Here is a 16133-nt window from a genome sequence, read left to right as displayed (position 1 = left end):
TGTTGATGGCCAATTCGTGCCAAATGGTGATACGTTGCTTCAACAAGCTTTCACGCTGATTCAAGAGATTATTTTCAATCCTAACGTGACGGATGGCAGCTTCCATGATGCAACCGTTGCCCGGGAAAAAGAGAACTTGGCGCAACGTTTGGAGAGTGTGTATGATGATAAAATTCGGTACGCCAACAAACGCTTAACTGAGATTATGTTTGCAGATGAGAATTATAAATATGGCGCTGCTGGTGTATTAGACGATATTCCAACTATCACTGGTGCAGATTTGTACGACTATTACCAACAATTTTTGGCTGAAGACACGATTGATCTATTCATTTGTGGCGACGTGCAGAAGGAAGACGTTATTCCGCTTATTAAAGGACTCCCATTTGCGAACCGGGAATACCGCGATTTGGACGTTATAGCTCCTATTCATCCTCAAAGCGTCCACACAGTGAAAGAAAATCAACCAATCAATCAAGGAAAGCTGGTCCTTGGATACCGCACGAATATTTTGTTTGGCGAAGATGCCTACGTGCCGTTACAGCTTGCCAACGGTTTACTCGGCGGTTTTGCTAACTCGAAAATTTTTATTAACGTCCGCGAAAAAGCGAGTTTGGCATATTACGCGAGCAGCCGAATTGATTCATTCCACGGTTTTATGCTGATTTCTGCAGGTATCGATGAGAAAAATTACGATCAAGCGCTGACAATCATTAAAGAACAGGTCGGAGCGATGCAAGCAGGTGATTTCACGGAAGAAGAGCTATCTCAAACCAAAGCTATGTTGTCGAATCAACTGTTAGAGGCCAATGACCAAGCGCAAGGTCTGATTGAACTTGCCTATAACAACACATTAAAAAAAGCGAACCTTGACCTAACAAACTGGTTAAAGCGTATTTCCGAGGTTACAAAAGAAGAAGTAGTTACTGCCGCAGAATCGTTTGAACTCGACACGATCTATTTCCTAAGCAAAGGAGCCGATTCAAATGAATAAAAAAAGCTACGATCAATTAAAAGAAGCCGTTTATTATGAAACACTAGATAATGGTTTGCAAGTATATGTTCTGCCAAAACACGGTTTTAGCAAGACCTTCGCGATTTTCACGACGAATTATGGTTCGATTGACAATGAATTCGTGCCACTAGGCCAAGAAGCATTCACTCGCGTTCCAGATGGTATCGCGCATTTCTTAGAGCATAAACTTTTCGAAAAAGAAGACGGTGATGTGTTCTTCAAATTTGGTGAAAAGGGCGCCTTTACTAATGCTTTCACGTCATTCACACGGACGGCATATTTGTTCTCGAGCACATCAAATGTAGAAGAAAACCTAGAAACACTCGTCGATTTCGTGCAAGAACCTTATTTTACAGAAGAAACCGTGGAAAAAGAAAAAGGCATTATCGGGCAAGAAATCCAAATGTACGATGACGACGCTGATTTCCGCGTTTATTTCGGAGCGATTGAAAACATGTACCATCATCATCCAGTGAAAATTGATATCGCAGGTACCGTCGAATCGATTGCAGAAATCGATAAAGACTTGCTGTATCTTTGCTACAACACGTTCTATCATCCAAGTAATATGATTCTATTTATCGTTGGTAACGTGAATCCAGAGCAAGCAATTGAACAAGTGCGCAATAACCAAGCGAAAAAGACATTTGCGCCGGCAAAACCTGTGAAGCGTCATTTTCCAGATGAACCGAAATCTGTAGCTGTTGCCAAGAAAACATTGAAATTCCCCGTTCAAATCGCGAAAAATCTTGTAGCAGTGAAAGAGGATATCGGATTATTACGTGGCAAAGAGGCTGTACAACACGAAATGACCGCAGATATCTTGTTGGAGTTACTGTTTGGTACGACATCAGACGCTTATTTGGAACTATACGATCAAGGTATTATTGACGATACGTTCGGATTTGATTATAGTTTACAAGACAGCTTTTCCTTTGTTCTTGTTGGTGGCGATGCAAAAGACCCAGATTTACAAGAACGTAAAATTAAAGAAACGTTCGAAAAAGCACTGAAAACCGGATTTAAGGAAACTGATTTAGAGCTTTTAAAGCGCAAAAAAATGGGCCAATTCTTGCGCTCGTTGAATTCACCTGAATTTATCGCGAACCAATTCTCACAATATATTTTTGAAGAAGCATCTTTATTCGACATATTACCTGCCATTGAAGCCGTTACGGTAGCGGATGTAGAAGCTTTCTTGAATCGGATTTATGTGACGGATCGCATCACCACGTTCCAAATTATGCCAGAGTAAAATCATGCGACTTAACTCCTGACAAACTGCTTCACATGATTTTCCGCCACGCGGAGATTCTTTAAGATTTCTTTAACTTAGTAAAAAAAATGGTATTTTGGGGCGAGTCATGCTATGATGAAAGAAATGGATAGAAGGGAATAATCGGCTTTGAGAGAAGATACGAAATACGCGCTCATTACTGGGGCGAGTGGAGACATAGGAAGAGAAATCGCGATTGCACTTGCAAAACAAGGATTTCACCTATATTTACATTATTATCGTAACGAGAAGGCGATTGCGCTACTACGAGAAGAGTTAATTCTTTTTGACGTAGATGTTATCCTGATTCAAGCTGATTTTACTAATTCTGACGACATATCACGGTTGCAAGATTCCGTTTTTCAATTAGATGTATTTGTTCATGCTGCTGGGAATAGCTACTATGGTTTATTCCAAGACATGCCTGATCCGGAAATAAAGAATTTATGGGATATCCATGTTCATTTTCCGATGCAGTTATTGCAGAAATGGATTCCGAAGTTGCAACGGAGTGACGCTGGACGAATTATTTTTATTAGTTCTATCTGGGGAGAAGTTGGGGCTGCGATGGAAGTGGCTTATTCGGCTGTAAAAGGGGCGCAGATTGCTTTTTGTAAAGCGTTGGCTCAAGAAGTAGCCGCATCAGGCACGACTGTCAATGTAGTATCTCCAGGAATGGTAGATACAAAAATGAATCACTTTTTTGACGAGGAAGAGAAGACAGCTTTATTAACGGATATCCCAATGCACCGATTTGCAAAACCGAATGAGGTTGGGGAAGTGGTCGCCTTTTTAGCGAGTGATCGCGCAAGTTATATGACTGGACAAACGATGCGTCTTGACGGTGGCTGGTTTATGAGGTAAGAAAAAGATTTTATGTAATGGTAGGTGTTTAAAATTGACCGAACTAGGTGAGAAACTCAAAAATGCAAGGCGAATAAAAGGTCTCAGTCTTGATGATCTACAACAAATAACAAAGATTCAAAAGCGCTATCTTGTCGCAATTGAAGAAGGCAACTATGCTGTAATGCCCGGTAAATTTTATGCCCGCGCGTTCATTAAGCAGTATGCAGAAGCCGTTGATTTAAACAGCGAAGAACTCTTTCAAGAATTTGAAAATGAAGTTCCAGCTACGAGTCAAGAGGCCGTTGTTAATGAGCAAATAACACGTGCACAGCAACGTCGTGCCCCACTGGCCGCAAGCCAACCAGGCAACGACAACCCACATACAACACATTCCGTATTCGGACTCGTTCCCAAAATTTTGATTGCCCTATTCATCGTCGTTATTGGCTTCGTGATTTGGTATTTCGCCTTCTACAATGCTGGCGGATCAGGCAACGAAGTAAATAATACAAGCACTGGGGATTCAACAATCAAAGTAGATGACGGCACGAAGAGTGCTTCCGACACCAAGAAAGACACAACAACGAAAAAAAGAAGATACTAAAAAAGATACAACCACTGAGAAAAAAAGAAGAACCAAAGAAAACAGAAATTAAAACTGAAACGTCTGGAAACGCGACAACTTATACCGTTTCTAACGCAGACAAGCTTTCTGTCACATTCACCTTATCTGGTGGCGAAAGTTGGATTCAAGTAACTGATGATGCTGGTTCAAGTGTTTTTGGCGGTATTATCGCAGACGGTGAAACGAAAACATTCGATTTGGCAAGTAGTAAATCTGCCAAGGTAACCGTCGGAAATGCCACACCAATAACAATGAAAATCAATGATCAAGCGGCGGAATTAGCTAAAGATTCCATTACGCAAAAATTAACGATTAATCTAGCTACAAGTACAGATACTGGGACAACTTCGGATTCTTCTGATACTAGTTCAGACAGTAGCGCAGAATAACAATGTTTATAACAGCGTGGCGATAAATGCTTACTTATCTTGCATCAAGCATGAAAATAAGCGTTTATTGCCACGCTGCATTATTACATATTTTTAATTAAAGAGGGGATGAAAAAAGATGAACTTACCTAATAAAATAACGGTTGCCCGCATTATTTTAATACCGATTTTTGTCGTATTATGCGTGGTTCCGCTAGGGCTTGGAACAGTGACGTGGCTTGATTCCACCATTCCTGTATCCAACATCATCGCTGCAATTATTTTTATTGTAGCCGCATTAACAGACTGGTTTGATGGTCATTTAGCACGAAAGTATAACTTAATTACAAACTTCGGTAAATTTGCCGATCCGTTAGCCGATAAATTGCTTGTCGCTGCGGCCTTTATCATTTTAGTAGAACAACATATTGCGCCATCTTGGGTTATCATCATTATCATCAGCCGCGAATTTGCAGTAACCGGCTTGCGTTTACTCCTTGTAGAAGGCGGCGAAGTCATGGCGGCTGGGCAACTAGGAAAAATCAAGACATTTACACAAATGATTGCCATTCCGTTACTACTGCTTCACAACTGGCCATTCGAATGGACCGGTATTCGTATTGATCTTGTATTCCTATACGTTTGTGCCTTCTTTACTGTTTGGTCAGGCTGGGATTATTTCTACAAAAATCGGAATATCTTCAAAGGTTCTATGTAATTTCAAAAACGACTTATCGCTATTGGTAGGTCGTTTTTCTTGTCTTTAAAAGGAGAAGTTGTAATATATAAAAGTAGAAAGGACGTGTTTTTTTATGCGTAGTGCAGAAATTATTGCAGTAGGAACCGAACTATTACTAGGGCAAATCGTGAATTCCAATGCTGCCTTCATATCAAAAGAGCTTGCCGAATGTGGCGTTTATGTATACCATCATACGGTCGTTGGCGATAACCCCGAACGCTTGAAAAAAGTTATTGAAATTGCTGAGAAACGCAGCGATATCTTGATTTTTTCAGGGGGATTAGGCCCGACAGAAGACGATATTACCAAACAAGTTCTAGCTGGATACCTGGCAAAAGGAATCATTTACGACACGGAACATCTGACAAGAATAGAGAAATTTTTTGCGGCGAGAAATGACAAGATGTCCGAAAATAACAAACGTCAAGCCGAAATCATCGAAGGGTCGCACGTTTTATCCAATGATTTCGGCTTTGCGGCTGGCATGTTTCTAGAAGAAAAGGCACATACCTATATCTTGCTTCCTGGCCCACCATCAGAAATGCAACCGATGTTTATGAAATACGCCAAACCACTCCTACTAAAAAATAGCGAGCGCGAAATTATACTAGAATCCAAAATAATACGTTTTTTCGGCATTGGCGAATCGAAATTAGCGGACGACTTGAAAGATATGATTGCAACACAGACAAACCCTACCATCGCAACCTATGCCGGGGAAAATGAGGTTGTTATCCGACTTACTGCTTCTGCGACAACAAGAGAGGAAGCGTTACGGTTGATTGCAGAGACAGAAGAAGAAATTATTAAGCGAGATGGGGCTTACATATACGGCTCAGGAGACATCACACTCGTCGATTTGGTCATCCAGCAACTCATGGAAGCCAACATGACTATTTCCGCCGCAGAGAGTCTCACAGCCGGTTTATTTCAAGCGGAACTCGGTGGAACGACAGGCATCTCTAAAATCTTCAAAGGTGGCATGGTGACATATAGTGCAGAAACAAAGCACGAATTACTGCACGTCTCCAAGGAAACGATTGAAAAAGAAGGCGTTGTTAGCCAAGCTTGCGCGATTGAGATGGCAGATAACATTCGTAAACTATGCAAAACAGATATGGGCATAAGTTTCACGGGTGTGGCAGGCCCTGAAGAACTAGAAGGGAATCCAGTTGGAACGGTATGGATTGGCCTTAGCGTCGTTGGTAATCCTACACTAGCCTATCGTTACACCTTTAATCGTGATCGTAATTATAATCGTCGTCGAGCTGTAAAAGAAGGCTTTGCGCTGATTAAAGCTTTTTTGGATGATAAATTCGATAAAAAAGAGAAATAAGGGGTCAAAATCCACGTAATAAGCAGTAAAAAAAAGGTTAGACGAATGCTTGCAAAACGGCTATAATAAAGGCACGGTTAGGAAGCGAATGCGACGGTCGATACAGAAAAATAGTGTGCACGGAAAAAATACGAACAAATATTCGCTTTTTGCTTGTATATCTTCAAAAAATAAGGTATAGTATCTATAGGCAGTAAAAACAACCACTAAGTTGTATATGGTGAGCACTGTTTTTACATGAAATTAGATATATATAAAGACTAGGAGGCAATAATGTGAGTGATCGTCAAGCGGCCTTAGATCAGGCGTTAAAACAAATCGAGAAACAATTTGGTAAAGGTTCCATTATGAAGTTAGGGGAACAATCAGATCATAATATTTCTACGATATCAAGTGGCTCTTTAGCTCTCGATATCGCACTTGGAGTCGGTGGTTATCCACGAGGAAGAATCATCGAAGTATATGGGCCAGAAAGTTCAGGTAAAACAACCGTTGCTTTACACGCTATTGCAGAAGTACAAGCACAAGGCGGAACAGCGGCATTTATCGATGCGGAGCATGCACTAGATCCAGCTTATGCGAAGAATTTAGGCGTTAACATTGATGAATTATTGCTATCACAACCAGATACTGGGGAACAAGCATTGGAAATCGCAGAAGCCTTAGTTCGTAGTGGCGCTGTCGATATTTTAGTTATTGACTCGGTAGCCGCACTTGTACCACGGGCGGAAATTGAAGGCGAAATGGGAGATTCACATGTCGGCTTACAAGCTCGTCTTATGTCCCAAGCTTTGCGTAAACTATCCGGCGCGATCAACAAATCCAAAACAATCGCGATTTTCATTAACCAAATTCGTGAAAAAGTAGGTGTTATGTTCGGTAACCCTGAAATAACTCCAGGTGGACGTGCCCTTAAGTTTTACTCTACTGTCCGCTTAGAAGTAAGACGTGCAGAACAACTAAAACAAGGTACAGAAGTTATCGGTAACAAAACAAAAATCAAAGTCGTAAAAAATAAAGTAGCACCACCATTCCGTGTTGCTGAAGTGGACGTTATGTATGGCTTCGGTATTTCACGCGAAGGTGAGCTTGTTGATATGGCCTCTGAAATTGACGTTATCAATAAGAGTGGTTCATGGTATTCTTATAACGAAGAGCGTATTGGCCAAGGTCGTGAGAACGCGAAACAATATTTGAAAGAACATCCAGAAATTCGCGATGAAATTTCAAAACGCGTGCGCCAAGAATATGAAATTGACGTGAAGCCTAACCTATCCGAAGAAGCGCTACCAGAAGAAATCAATTTACTAGATGAAGATTAATCAGATGAGCTGCCCTAAAAGGGTGGCTTATCTTTATTTCTAATACAACCTCCTTGCTATAAATTCCTTTTTTTTTTAAGGATTTTTTTTGATTCCGTTTACATCTTTGCGCTTTCCTTGACAATACATGGATTGACAGATAGAATTAGATTGTATATTTTACATTTAAAAATGAAAAAATACACGCGTGTCAGAAAGCTTTTCTGACAACCGACATAACCATTAAAAAGAATTGAATAGCAAAGGAGGTGTAAGGATGGAACTCGTAATCACAATCATCTCCAGCTTGCTTTTCTTGATCGTCGGTCTGGTTGTTGGTTCTCTAATTTATAAATCAAGCTCTGAGCGGAAACTTGCCGCTGCTAGAGGAACGGCTGAATTAATCACGGAAGACGCTAAAAAAGAAGCAGAAACCTTGAAGAAAGAAGCATTACTTGAAGGCAAAGAAGAGAATCATAAGTTACGTACTGAAATCGAAAATGAACTTCGTGGGCGAAGAGGGGAATTACAAAAATCAGAAAATCGCTTATTGCAAAGGGAGGAAAACCTCGACAGAAAAGATACTTCTTTAAGTAAAAGGGAAGCAACTCTTGAAAGAAAAGAGGAGAGTATCAGTAAACGTCAACAACAAATTGAAGAAAAAGAAAGCAAAGTTGAAGAGATGAGCAGGAAACAACAAGTAGAGTTAGAGAGAATATCTGCCCTTACCAAGGATGAGGCTAAGAACGTTATCTTGAGCCAAGTAGAAGAGGAACTAACACACGATACAGCAGTGATGGTGAAGGAATCTGAAACTCGTGCGAAGGAAGAAGCAGATAAGAAAGCGAAAAATATTCTTTCACTAGCTATACAACGTTCGGCAGCAGATCATGTTGCTGAAACGACAGTAAGCGTTGTAACTCTACCGAATGATGAGATGAAAGGCCGAATTATTGGTCGTGAAGGCCGTAATATTCGTACATTGGAAACACTCACTGGTATCGATTTAATTATTGATGATACGCCAGAAGCAGTTATCCTTTCCGGATTTGATCCTGTTCGCCGTGAAATCGCGCGAATTGCTCTGGAGAAACTCGTACAAGATGGACGAATTCACCCAGCACGGATTGAAGAAATGGTCGATAAAGCTCGTAAAGAGGTTGACGAACATATCCGTGAAGTTGGAGAACAAGCAACATTCGAAGTTGGTATTCATTCAATACATCCAGATTTAATCAAGATTCTTGGTCGCTTGCGTTATCGTACAAGTTACGGACAAAACGTCTTGAATCACTCGTTAGAAGTGGCAAAACTGGCTGGAATTTTGGCTAGTGAGCTCGGTGAAGATGTAACGATGGCTAAACGTGCTGGACTCCTTCATGATATCGGTAAAGCAATCGATCACGAAATTGAAGGAAGTCACGTCGAAATTGGTGTTGAGCTTGCTACAAAATACAAGGAAAATGATATTGTTATTAATAGTATCGCTTCCCACCATGGGGATACAGAGGCAACATCTGTTATCGCCGTCCTAGTAGCAGCAGCCGATGCCTTATCAGCCGCAAGACCTGGCGCTCGTAGTGAAACATTGGAGAACTACATTCGTCGCCTAGAAAAATTAGAAGAGATTTCCGAGTCTTATGAAGGTGTAGAGAAATCTTATGCCATTCAAGCTGGACGCGAAGTTCGTATTATCGTAGAACCTGATTCTATCGACGATTTAGCTTCTTACCGCCTAGCACGGGACATTAGAAAACGGATTGAAGAAGAACTCGAATACCCTGGTCATATCAAAGTGACTGTTATCCGTGAGACGCGTGCTGTAGAGTACGCGAAGTAATCACATAAAACACGCAGTTCCCTCATCGGAGCTGCGTGTTTTGCTTTATACAAGTAAGCAATTTCCTTGCGCGATACTAAAAAGCAAGGCTATAATATGCAGTAATCTAAGATGGGAGTTTGATAAAATGCAAAACTGGGAAATCAGAAATTTTCAAAAAGAGAATTATTCGGATGTAGCTCGTATTTACCAGACGGGAATTGATGGGCGGAATGCGACGTTTCAAAAAGAGGTACCGACATTGGAGGCTTGGGATCAGAAGTATCTGGATGATTGTCGCTTCGTTGTAATGGAAGATGGGATTACGATTGGATGGGCCGCATTACTGCCGTTTTCTGGCATGCCTTCTTATCGCGGAGTTGCGGAACTAAGTATTTATATCGATCCGGTTGCTGCTGGAAAAGGAATTGGGACGGCGCTGATGGCCCATATCGTGAGCGAGAGCGAGAAAGCTGGTTTTTGGACGCTACAATCCTTGATTTTTCCTGAAAATACGGCAAGTATTGCTTTACATAAAAAATTCGGATTTAAAACGCTTTGTATTCATGAAAAACTGGGCGAGATGGAAGGCGTTTTTCGAGATGTGGCTTTATTGGAGCGTAGAAGTGATGTAGTCGGAATATAGGACGGGCATTTTGACTCGTTTCGAGGTATAATAGGTTACATATAGAGAGTGAGGAATTAGCATATGGAATTATTATTTATCGGGGATGTTGTGGGCTCTATCGGTCGTGACATGATTACCGAGTATTTGCCACAATTAAAGAAAGCTTACCGTCCGACGGTTACAGTGATTAACGGAGAGAACGCCGCAGCCGGACGTGGCATTACGGAGAAGATTTACAAACAGTTTTTAGAGCAAGGGGCTAATGCGGTGACGCTTGGTAACCATGCTTGGGATAATCGCGATATTTTTGAGTTTATCGATGACGCGAAATATTTAGTGCGCCCTGCGAATTTCCCAGAGGAGACGACGCCGGGAACTGGGCTTGTTTTTATTAAAAGCAATCAGTTGGAGGTTGCCGTGATTAATATGCAGGGGCGTGTCTTTATGTCGGACTTGGATGATCCGTTTCGCAAAATGGATGAATTAATTGAGGAAGCATCGAAACGGACGAATATCATCTTTGTGGATTTTCATGCGGAGACGACGAGTGAGAAGCAGGCGATGGGTTGGTACGTGGATGGTCGCGTGACAGCAATTGTCGGAACGCACACACACGTGCAGACGTCGGATAATCGGATTTTGCCACAGGGAACGGCCTATTTAACAGACGTTGGTATGACTGGGCCTTATGACGGCATTTTGGGCATGGATAAAGAGGCTAGCTTGCGTCGATTCTTGACTGCGATGCCTTCTCGTTTTGAAGTGCCTAAAACTGGGCGCGCTGTTTTGTCGGGATGTATGATTAGCATTAACGATACGACTGGACAGGCTACTAAAATTGAGCGGATTTTGATAAACGAGGATCATCCGTTCACGCATTGAGTAAAGGAGGTGTCACATGTTGACCTACCAAAAAGAAGATATAATCGCAAAAGCACATGAATTAAAAGTGGCGTTACAAGCAACGGAAGCGGTCGAATTTTATCGTGCTGCAGAAGCGAAGATTAATACGAATCAAAAAGTGGCTGCCAAGGTGGGAGACATCAAGAAACTACAGAAGGAAGCGGTCAATTTAGAGCATTATCAAAAATTCGGAGCGGTGAAGCAAACCGAGGATGGCATCGATGCATTGACAGCTGAGATCGACCATTTGCCGATTGTGCAGGAATTCAGACGTTCTCAAGAAGAAGCGAACGATTTGTTGCAAGCCATCACACACGAAATTAGCTACAAGGTAACTTCACAACTGCAAAAATAAGGATGAAACGATGCGGCGCTTATGTTACTGCATCGTTTCTTTCTATTCCAAACTGGGCTTTTCTTCATGATTTCGCTTGCTTGTGCTATAATAAAAGGACAAAATAACTTTTAAACAAAGAGAAAAAGGGTTGATTGGAATGGCAGTTGAAGTGACGCCGATGATGAAGCAATATTTAGCGATTAAGGAAAATTACAAAGATGCATTTCTATTTTTCCGATTAGGGGATTTCTATGAGATGTTCTTTGAAGATGCGATACAAGCGTCGCAAATTTTAGAGATAACGTTGACGGCTCGTGCGGGTAATTCGGACAATCCGATTCCGATGTGTGGGGTGCCCTATCATGCGGCTGCGGGTTACATAGATACGTTGATTGATAAGGGATACAAGGTCGCGATTTGTGAGCAAGTGGAAGATGCGAAATTTGCCAAGGGTATGGTGAAACGTGAAGTGGTTCAGCTGATTTCTCCAGGGACAATGATGGAGTCGAAGGGCTTGAAGGAGAAAGAGAATAATTTTATTGCAGCGGTTTTTCAACACGAGGAGAAGGAATATGGCTTTGCTTATTGTGACCTTTCCACGGGGGAGCTGAAATCCACGGTGCTTGCGACGGGTGAAGATCGCCTAATTAATGAGTTGACGACGCTGTCTGCAAAGGAAATGGTTGTTGGCATTGAGTTTAGTGAGGCGTTTCCGGAAGCGGTTCGTGAGCAGCTGGGTCTCTTTATTTCGTATGAGAATAACAATGATTTGCCTCGCGGTTATGAGAGTTTAGTGACGAACACGATTCATCCGATTGAGAAAAAAGCGATTGCGAAGTTGCTGAATTATTTTATTGATACGCAAAAACGGGATTTGTCACATTTGCAGAAGACGGTGCATTATGAGACGAGTCAATATATGAAAATGGACTATTATTCGAAACGGAATTTAGAGCTGTCGGAGTCGATTCGTGGGAAAGGGAAGCAAGGGACGTTATTGTGGCTGCTTGATCAGACGAAAACTGCGATGGGTGGTCGTTTGTTAAAGCAGTGGATCGATCGTCCGCTTGTTCACCTGGATGCGATTGAGGCGCGCCAACAGGATGTGAACAGTTTTATCAACCATTATTTTGAGCGGATGGAATTGATGGAGTTGCTGAAGCAGGTCTATGATTTGGAGCGTTTGGCTGGGCGTGTAGCTTACGGGAATGTGAATGCGCGCGATTTGATTCAGTTGAAGAATTCGCTGTATCAGGTGCCGCTTGTGAGGGAAACCTTGAAGGCGATGAATCAGCCGAATTTGACGCGAATTATTGATGAAATTGATCCGTGTGATACGCTTGCGGATGTGTTGGAGCGCTCGATTAATGCATCGCCTCCGATTTCGATTCGTGAGGGCGGAATTATCAAGGATGGCTATAACGCGGAGTTAGATACATATCGGGATGCTAGTCGTAACGGAAAAACATGGATTGCCGAATTGGAACGCCAGGAGCGCGAACTGACTGGGATTAAGTCGCTAAAGGTCGGTTTTAATCGTGTATTTGGCTATTATATCGAGGTGACGAAGGCGAATATTGCGGCATTGCCAGAAAATCGATATGAGCGCAAGCAAACGTTGACCAATGCAGAGCGTTATATCACGCCAGATTTGAAGGAAAAAGAACGCCTGATTTTGGATGCGGAAGAAAAAAAGTATTGAGTTGGAGTACTCGCTGTTTATTGCAGTTCGCGAAACGGTGAAGGAATATATTGAGCGTCTGCAAAAATTGGCGAAGGTGATCAGTGAAATTGATTGCTTGCAGAGTTTTGCTAATATTAGTGAGAACAATCATTTTGTGAAGCCCGTCATGAATAAGACAGGGCATTTGGAAATCATTCAGGGACGCCATCCTGTGGTGGAAAAAGTGATGGGGACACAGAGCTATGTAGCGAACGACTGCGTGATGAACGACGCGCGCGGGATGTTATTGATAACAGGGCCGAATATGTCTGGTAAGAGCACGTACATGCGTCAGATTGCGCTTACTGCAATCATGGCGCAGGTTGGTTGTTATATCCCGGCGGAACAAGGGACGTTGCCAATTTTCGACCAGATTTTTACACGGATTGGTGCAGCGGATGATTTGATTGCTGGCCAGAGTACGTTTATGGTCGAAATGTTGGAGGCGCGGAATGCGATTGTGAATGCAACGGCGGATAGTCTGATTCTATTTGATGAGATTGGACGTGGTACGGCAACGTATGATGGGATGGCGTTAGCACAGGCGATTATCGAATACATCCATGAAGAGGTTCACGCCAAAACCTTGTTTTCCACACACTATCATGAGTTGACTATTTTGGACGAAACGTTGCCACATATGCATAATGTGCATGTCAGCGCCGTGGAAGAGGACGGGAAAGTTGTGTTCCTTCACAAAATTGAAGATGGCCCTGCGGATAAGAGTTACGGAATTCATGTCGCCGAGCTTGCCAACCTTCCGCAAAAATTGATTGGTCGGGCGCGTCATATTTTAGAACAGTTGGAGAGTTCGGAGGAGAAAATTATCGTGCCTGCTGAAACCGCTGTGAGCCTACCAGAAAAGCATGAGGAAGTGCAGTTATCGATGTTCCCAATTGAGGAGAAGACGGTACGGACGAAGCAAGAACAATCTTTGATAAAAGTCATTAAAAATATTGATTTAATGCATATGACGCCGATGGACGCGATGTCAACGCTCTATGATTTACAGAAAAAAGCGAAACAATAAGAAAGTAAGGTGAAGTTTAAATGGCTCACATTATCGAATTGACCGATGCCTTATCGAATAAAATCGCGGCTGGGGAAGTAGTCGAACGCCCTGCTTCTGTCGTGAAAGAACTCGTTGAAAATGCGATTGATGCTAAAAGTACCGTTATCGATGTGCTGGTGGAAGAAGGTGGGCTGAATAAGATTACCATTATCGATAATGGTGTCGGAATTCGTGCGGAGGAGGTCTCTGTCGCCTTTAAACGTCATGCCACAAGTAAGATTAAGAACGAACATGATTTGTTTCGTGTGCACACGCTAGGCTTTCGTGGGGAAGCGTTGCCGAGTATCGCTTCTGTTTCTTTTTTAGAAATGACGACCGCGACGGGTGATGGTGCTGGAACGAAAATTGTCGTGGAAGGCGGGAAAGAGATTGAGAAGCATAGTGCCCAAGCTAGAAAAGGGACAGAGATTCAGGTTTCCAATCTATTTTTCAATACGCCGGCACGTTTGAAGTACTTGAAAAGTTTGCATACGGAGCTTGGCAATATTACGGATATCATGAACCGGTTGGCCTTGTCGCATCCGGAGATTAGCTTCCGTTTCTCACATAACGGGAAAAGTTTGCTGAAAACGAATGGAAACGGTGACTTGCAACAAGTGATGGCTTCGATTTATGGGCTCACTGTTGCGAAAAAAATGATTCCTATTCAAGCGGAGTCGTTGGATTTTAAGTTGATGGGATATGCGGCTTTGCCTGAGATTAATCGCTCTAATCGTAACTACATTTCGACGATTTTGAATGGCCGTTTTATTAAGAACTATGCGCTTGTTCGGGCGATTCAAGATGGGTATCATACGCTTCTTCCGATTGGTCGCTTTCCAATTTTAGTTTTGCAAATTGAAATGGATCCGTTGATTGTGGATGTGAATGTACATCCTGCCAAATTGGAGGTTCGTTTGAGTAAGGAAGCCGAGTTGGGTCAGTTTATCGCGAGTACGTTGAAAGCCGCGTTTCATAAGGAGCAGCTGATTCCGGATGCAACGCCTTCGAAACGGCAGAAATTGGCCTCAGAACAGTTAGCGATAAATTTTGATAAGGAAGAGGAACCCGAAGAAATTATAGCGGAAGCGCCGAAACAGAATGTGACGCCTACTTATTCGACGGCACCAAAGATACAAGCGGAGTTGCCGACGAGCGATGCGTTACCAGATGAACCGCCACTTTTTATAAATGAGGATTTCGCGGAATACGATGTGACACCAGTTGAAGTTCCAAAAGAACGGATGCCGAAAATGTATCCTGTTGGTCAAGTTCACGCGACCTACATCGTTGCGCAAAATGAGACGGGGATGTATTTAATTGATCAGCACGCCGCGCAAGAACGGATTAAGTATGAGTTTTATCGGGAAAAGATTGGGGAAGTGGATCGGGAATTACAACAGCTGCTCGTTCCGATTGTCCTTGATTTTTCGACGGATGAGTTTATTAAATTACGGGATCAAAAAACGAAATTAGAGGAGGTCGGTGTTTTTCTAGAGAATTTTGGGCAAAATAGCTTTATTATTCGGGAGCATCCGACATGGCTACCTAAAGGCGAGGAAGAGAGTACGTTGCGTGATATTTTAGACGAGGCACTCACAAAGCCACAAGTTAGTATTCACAAATTGCGGGAAGATGCGGCGATCATGATGAGTTGTAAGAAATCCATTAAAGCGAATCATTATTTAACGCAGACAGACATGGAAAAGTTGCTCGATACATTGCGCGAAGCAAGCGATCCATTCACGTGCCCGCATGGCCGACCAGTGATCATTTCTTATTCAACGTATGAACTCGAAAAAATGTTTAAGCGTATTATGTAAAATTTTAAAGGAGAGAATCACATGTCGTTTAACGGTCAAACTGTCATACCTGCCGCACATAATCACCGGGATGTAGAGAAAATTCTCCATCTGGATGCGGAATATATGGTGATGTTAGAAACGCAGGTTGGGCAGCTGAAATCGCTCGTAAATTTGGCCGCTTCTGGTGGTAAAAAGGTAATCTTGCACGCTGATCTCATTCATGGCTTAAAAAATGATGAATACGCGGTGGACTTCTTGTGTCAAGACGTTCGACCAGCTGGAATTATTTCGACAAGAGGAAATACGTACATTTTAAAAAGCAAAAACAAACATAAGGTTCTCGCGATTCAGCGATTATTTA

At 42.4% G+C, this 16133-nt stretch carries 12 protein-coding genes and 2 pseudogenes; all 14 read left to right on the top strand.

The features are described 5' to 3' along the window. The coding region (yfmF, locus tag PCORN_RS11860; RefSeq protein WP_036080827.1) for an EF-P 5-aminopentanol modification-associated protein YfmF at window positions 1-994 on the top strand (994 nt) is incomplete at its 5' end. Beyond that, window positions 987-2270 carry an EF-P 5-aminopentanol modification-associated protein YfmH gene (gene yfmH, locus PCORN_RS11855; RefSeq protein ID WP_036080821.1) on the top strand — a complete coding sequence of 428 codons (1284 nt, stop codon included), beginning with the start codon at window positions 987-989 and terminating at the stop codon, window positions 2268-2270. The genes yfmF and yfmH, both read left to right, overlap by 8 nt. 150 nt (window positions 2271-2420) lie before the next feature. Beyond that, the gene (gene ymfI / locus PCORN_RS11850; RefSeq protein WP_036080817.1) at window positions 2421-3155 is read left to right on the top strand and encodes an elongation factor P 5-aminopentanone reductase; all 735 of its coding nucleotides are present in this window, start codon (window positions 2421-2423) and stop codon (window positions 3153-3155) included. Between the two features lie 34 nt (window positions 3156-3189). Then, window positions 3190-4151 (top strand): annotated as a pseudogene (locus tag PCORN_RS21350) (helix-turn-helix domain-containing protein). Between the two features lie 118 nt (window positions 4152-4269). After that, window positions 4270-4848 carry a CDP-diacylglycerol--glycerol-3-phosphate 3-phosphatidyltransferase gene (pgsA, locus tag PCORN_RS11840; protein ID WP_036080814.1) on the top strand — a complete coding sequence of 193 codons (579 nt, stop codon included), beginning with the start codon at window positions 4270-4272 and terminating at the stop codon, window positions 4846-4848. A gap of 94 nt (window positions 4849-4942) precedes the next feature. Next, the gene (locus PCORN_RS11835) at window positions 4943-6205 is read left to right on the top strand and encodes a competence/damage-inducible protein A (RefSeq protein WP_036080811.1); all 1263 of its coding nucleotides are present in this window, start codon (window positions 4943-4945) and stop codon (window positions 6203-6205) included. Window positions 6206-6480: 275 nt separating this feature from the next. Then, window positions 6481-7527: a recombinase RecA gene (recA, locus tag PCORN_RS11830; RefSeq protein ID WP_036080808.1), complete on the top strand. Its 1047-nt coding sequence runs from the start codon at window positions 6481-6483 to the stop codon at window positions 7525-7527. 256 nt (window positions 7528-7783) lie between these two features. Further along, window positions 7784-9346 carry a ribonuclease Y gene (gene rny, locus PCORN_RS11825; RefSeq protein ID WP_036080805.1) on the top strand — a complete coding sequence of 521 codons (1563 nt, stop codon included), beginning with the start codon at window positions 7784-7786 and terminating at the stop codon, window positions 9344-9346. A 127-nt stretch (window positions 9347-9473) separates the two neighbouring features. After that, complete coding sequence (locus PCORN_RS11820) at window positions 9474-9971, top strand: GNAT family N-acetyltransferase (RefSeq protein WP_036080802.1); 498 nt, start codon at window positions 9474-9476, stop codon at window positions 9969-9971. 63 nt (window positions 9972-10034) lie between these two features. Continuing rightward, window positions 10035-10835: a TIGR00282 family metallophosphoesterase gene (locus PCORN_RS11815; RefSeq protein ID WP_036080799.1), complete on the top strand. Its 801-nt coding sequence runs from the start codon at window positions 10035-10037 to the stop codon at window positions 10833-10835. Window positions 10836-10851: 16 nt separating this feature from the next. Continuing rightward, window positions 10852-11211 carry a YlbF/YmcA family competence regulator gene (locus PCORN_RS11810; protein WP_420912034.1) on the top strand — a complete coding sequence of 120 codons (360 nt, stop codon included), beginning with the start codon at window positions 10852-10854 and terminating at the stop codon, window positions 11209-11211. A 139-nt stretch (window positions 11212-11350) separates the two neighbouring features. Beyond that, window positions 11351-13946 (top strand): annotated as a pseudogene (gene mutS, locus PCORN_RS11805) (DNA mismatch repair protein MutS). Window positions 13947-13966: 20 nt separating this feature from the next. Beyond that, complete coding sequence (gene mutL, locus PCORN_RS11800) at window positions 13967-15790, top strand: DNA mismatch repair endonuclease MutL (RefSeq protein WP_036080795.1); 1824 nt, start codon at window positions 13967-13969, stop codon at window positions 15788-15790. 21 nt (window positions 15791-15811) lie between these two features. Beyond that, a partial coding sequence (locus tag PCORN_RS11795) for a glycerol-3-phosphate responsive antiterminator (RefSeq protein ID WP_036080792.1) occupies window positions 15812-16133 on the top strand: 322 nt, incomplete at its 3' end.

It is taken from the genome of Listeria cornellensis FSL F6-0969 (genome assembly GCF_000525855.1).
Classification (GTDB): Bacteria; Bacillota; Bacilli; order Lactobacillales; family Listeriaceae; genus Listeria_A; species Listeria_A cornellensis.
This window is presented reverse-complemented; position numbering and strand designations above follow the sequence as displayed.

What these genes read in the sequence shown, in the direction of transcription:
- yfmH (WP_036080821.1), top strand. Translation starts at nt 987, where the DNA reads ATGAATAAAAAAAGCTACGATCAATTAAAAGAAGCCGTTTATTATGAA.
- pgsA (WP_036080814.1), top strand. Translation starts at nt 4,270, where the DNA reads ATGAACTTACCTAATAAAATAACGGTTGCCCGCATTATTTTAATACCG.
- PCORN_RS11835 (WP_036080811.1), top strand. Translation starts at nt 4,943, where the DNA reads ATGCGTAGTGCAGAAATTATTGCAGTAGGAACCGAACTATTACTAGGG.
- rny (WP_036080805.1), top strand. Translation starts at nt 7,784, where the DNA reads ATGGAACTCGTAATCACAATCATCTCCAGCTTGCTTTTCTTGATCGTC.
- PCORN_RS11820 (WP_036080802.1), top strand. Translation starts at nt 9,474, where the DNA reads ATGCAAAACTGGGAAATCAGAAATTTTCAAAAAGAGAATTATTCGGAT.
- PCORN_RS11815 (WP_036080799.1), top strand. Translation starts at nt 10,035, where the DNA reads ATGGAATTATTATTTATCGGGGATGTTGTGGGCTCTATCGGTCGTGAC.
- PCORN_RS11810 (WP_420912034.1), top strand. Translation starts at nt 10,852, where the DNA reads ATGTTGACCTACCAAAAAGAAGATATAATCGCAAAAGCACATGAATTA.
- mutL (WP_036080795.1), top strand. Translation starts at nt 13,967, where the DNA reads ATGGCTCACATTATCGAATTGACCGATGCCTTATCGAATAAAATCGCG.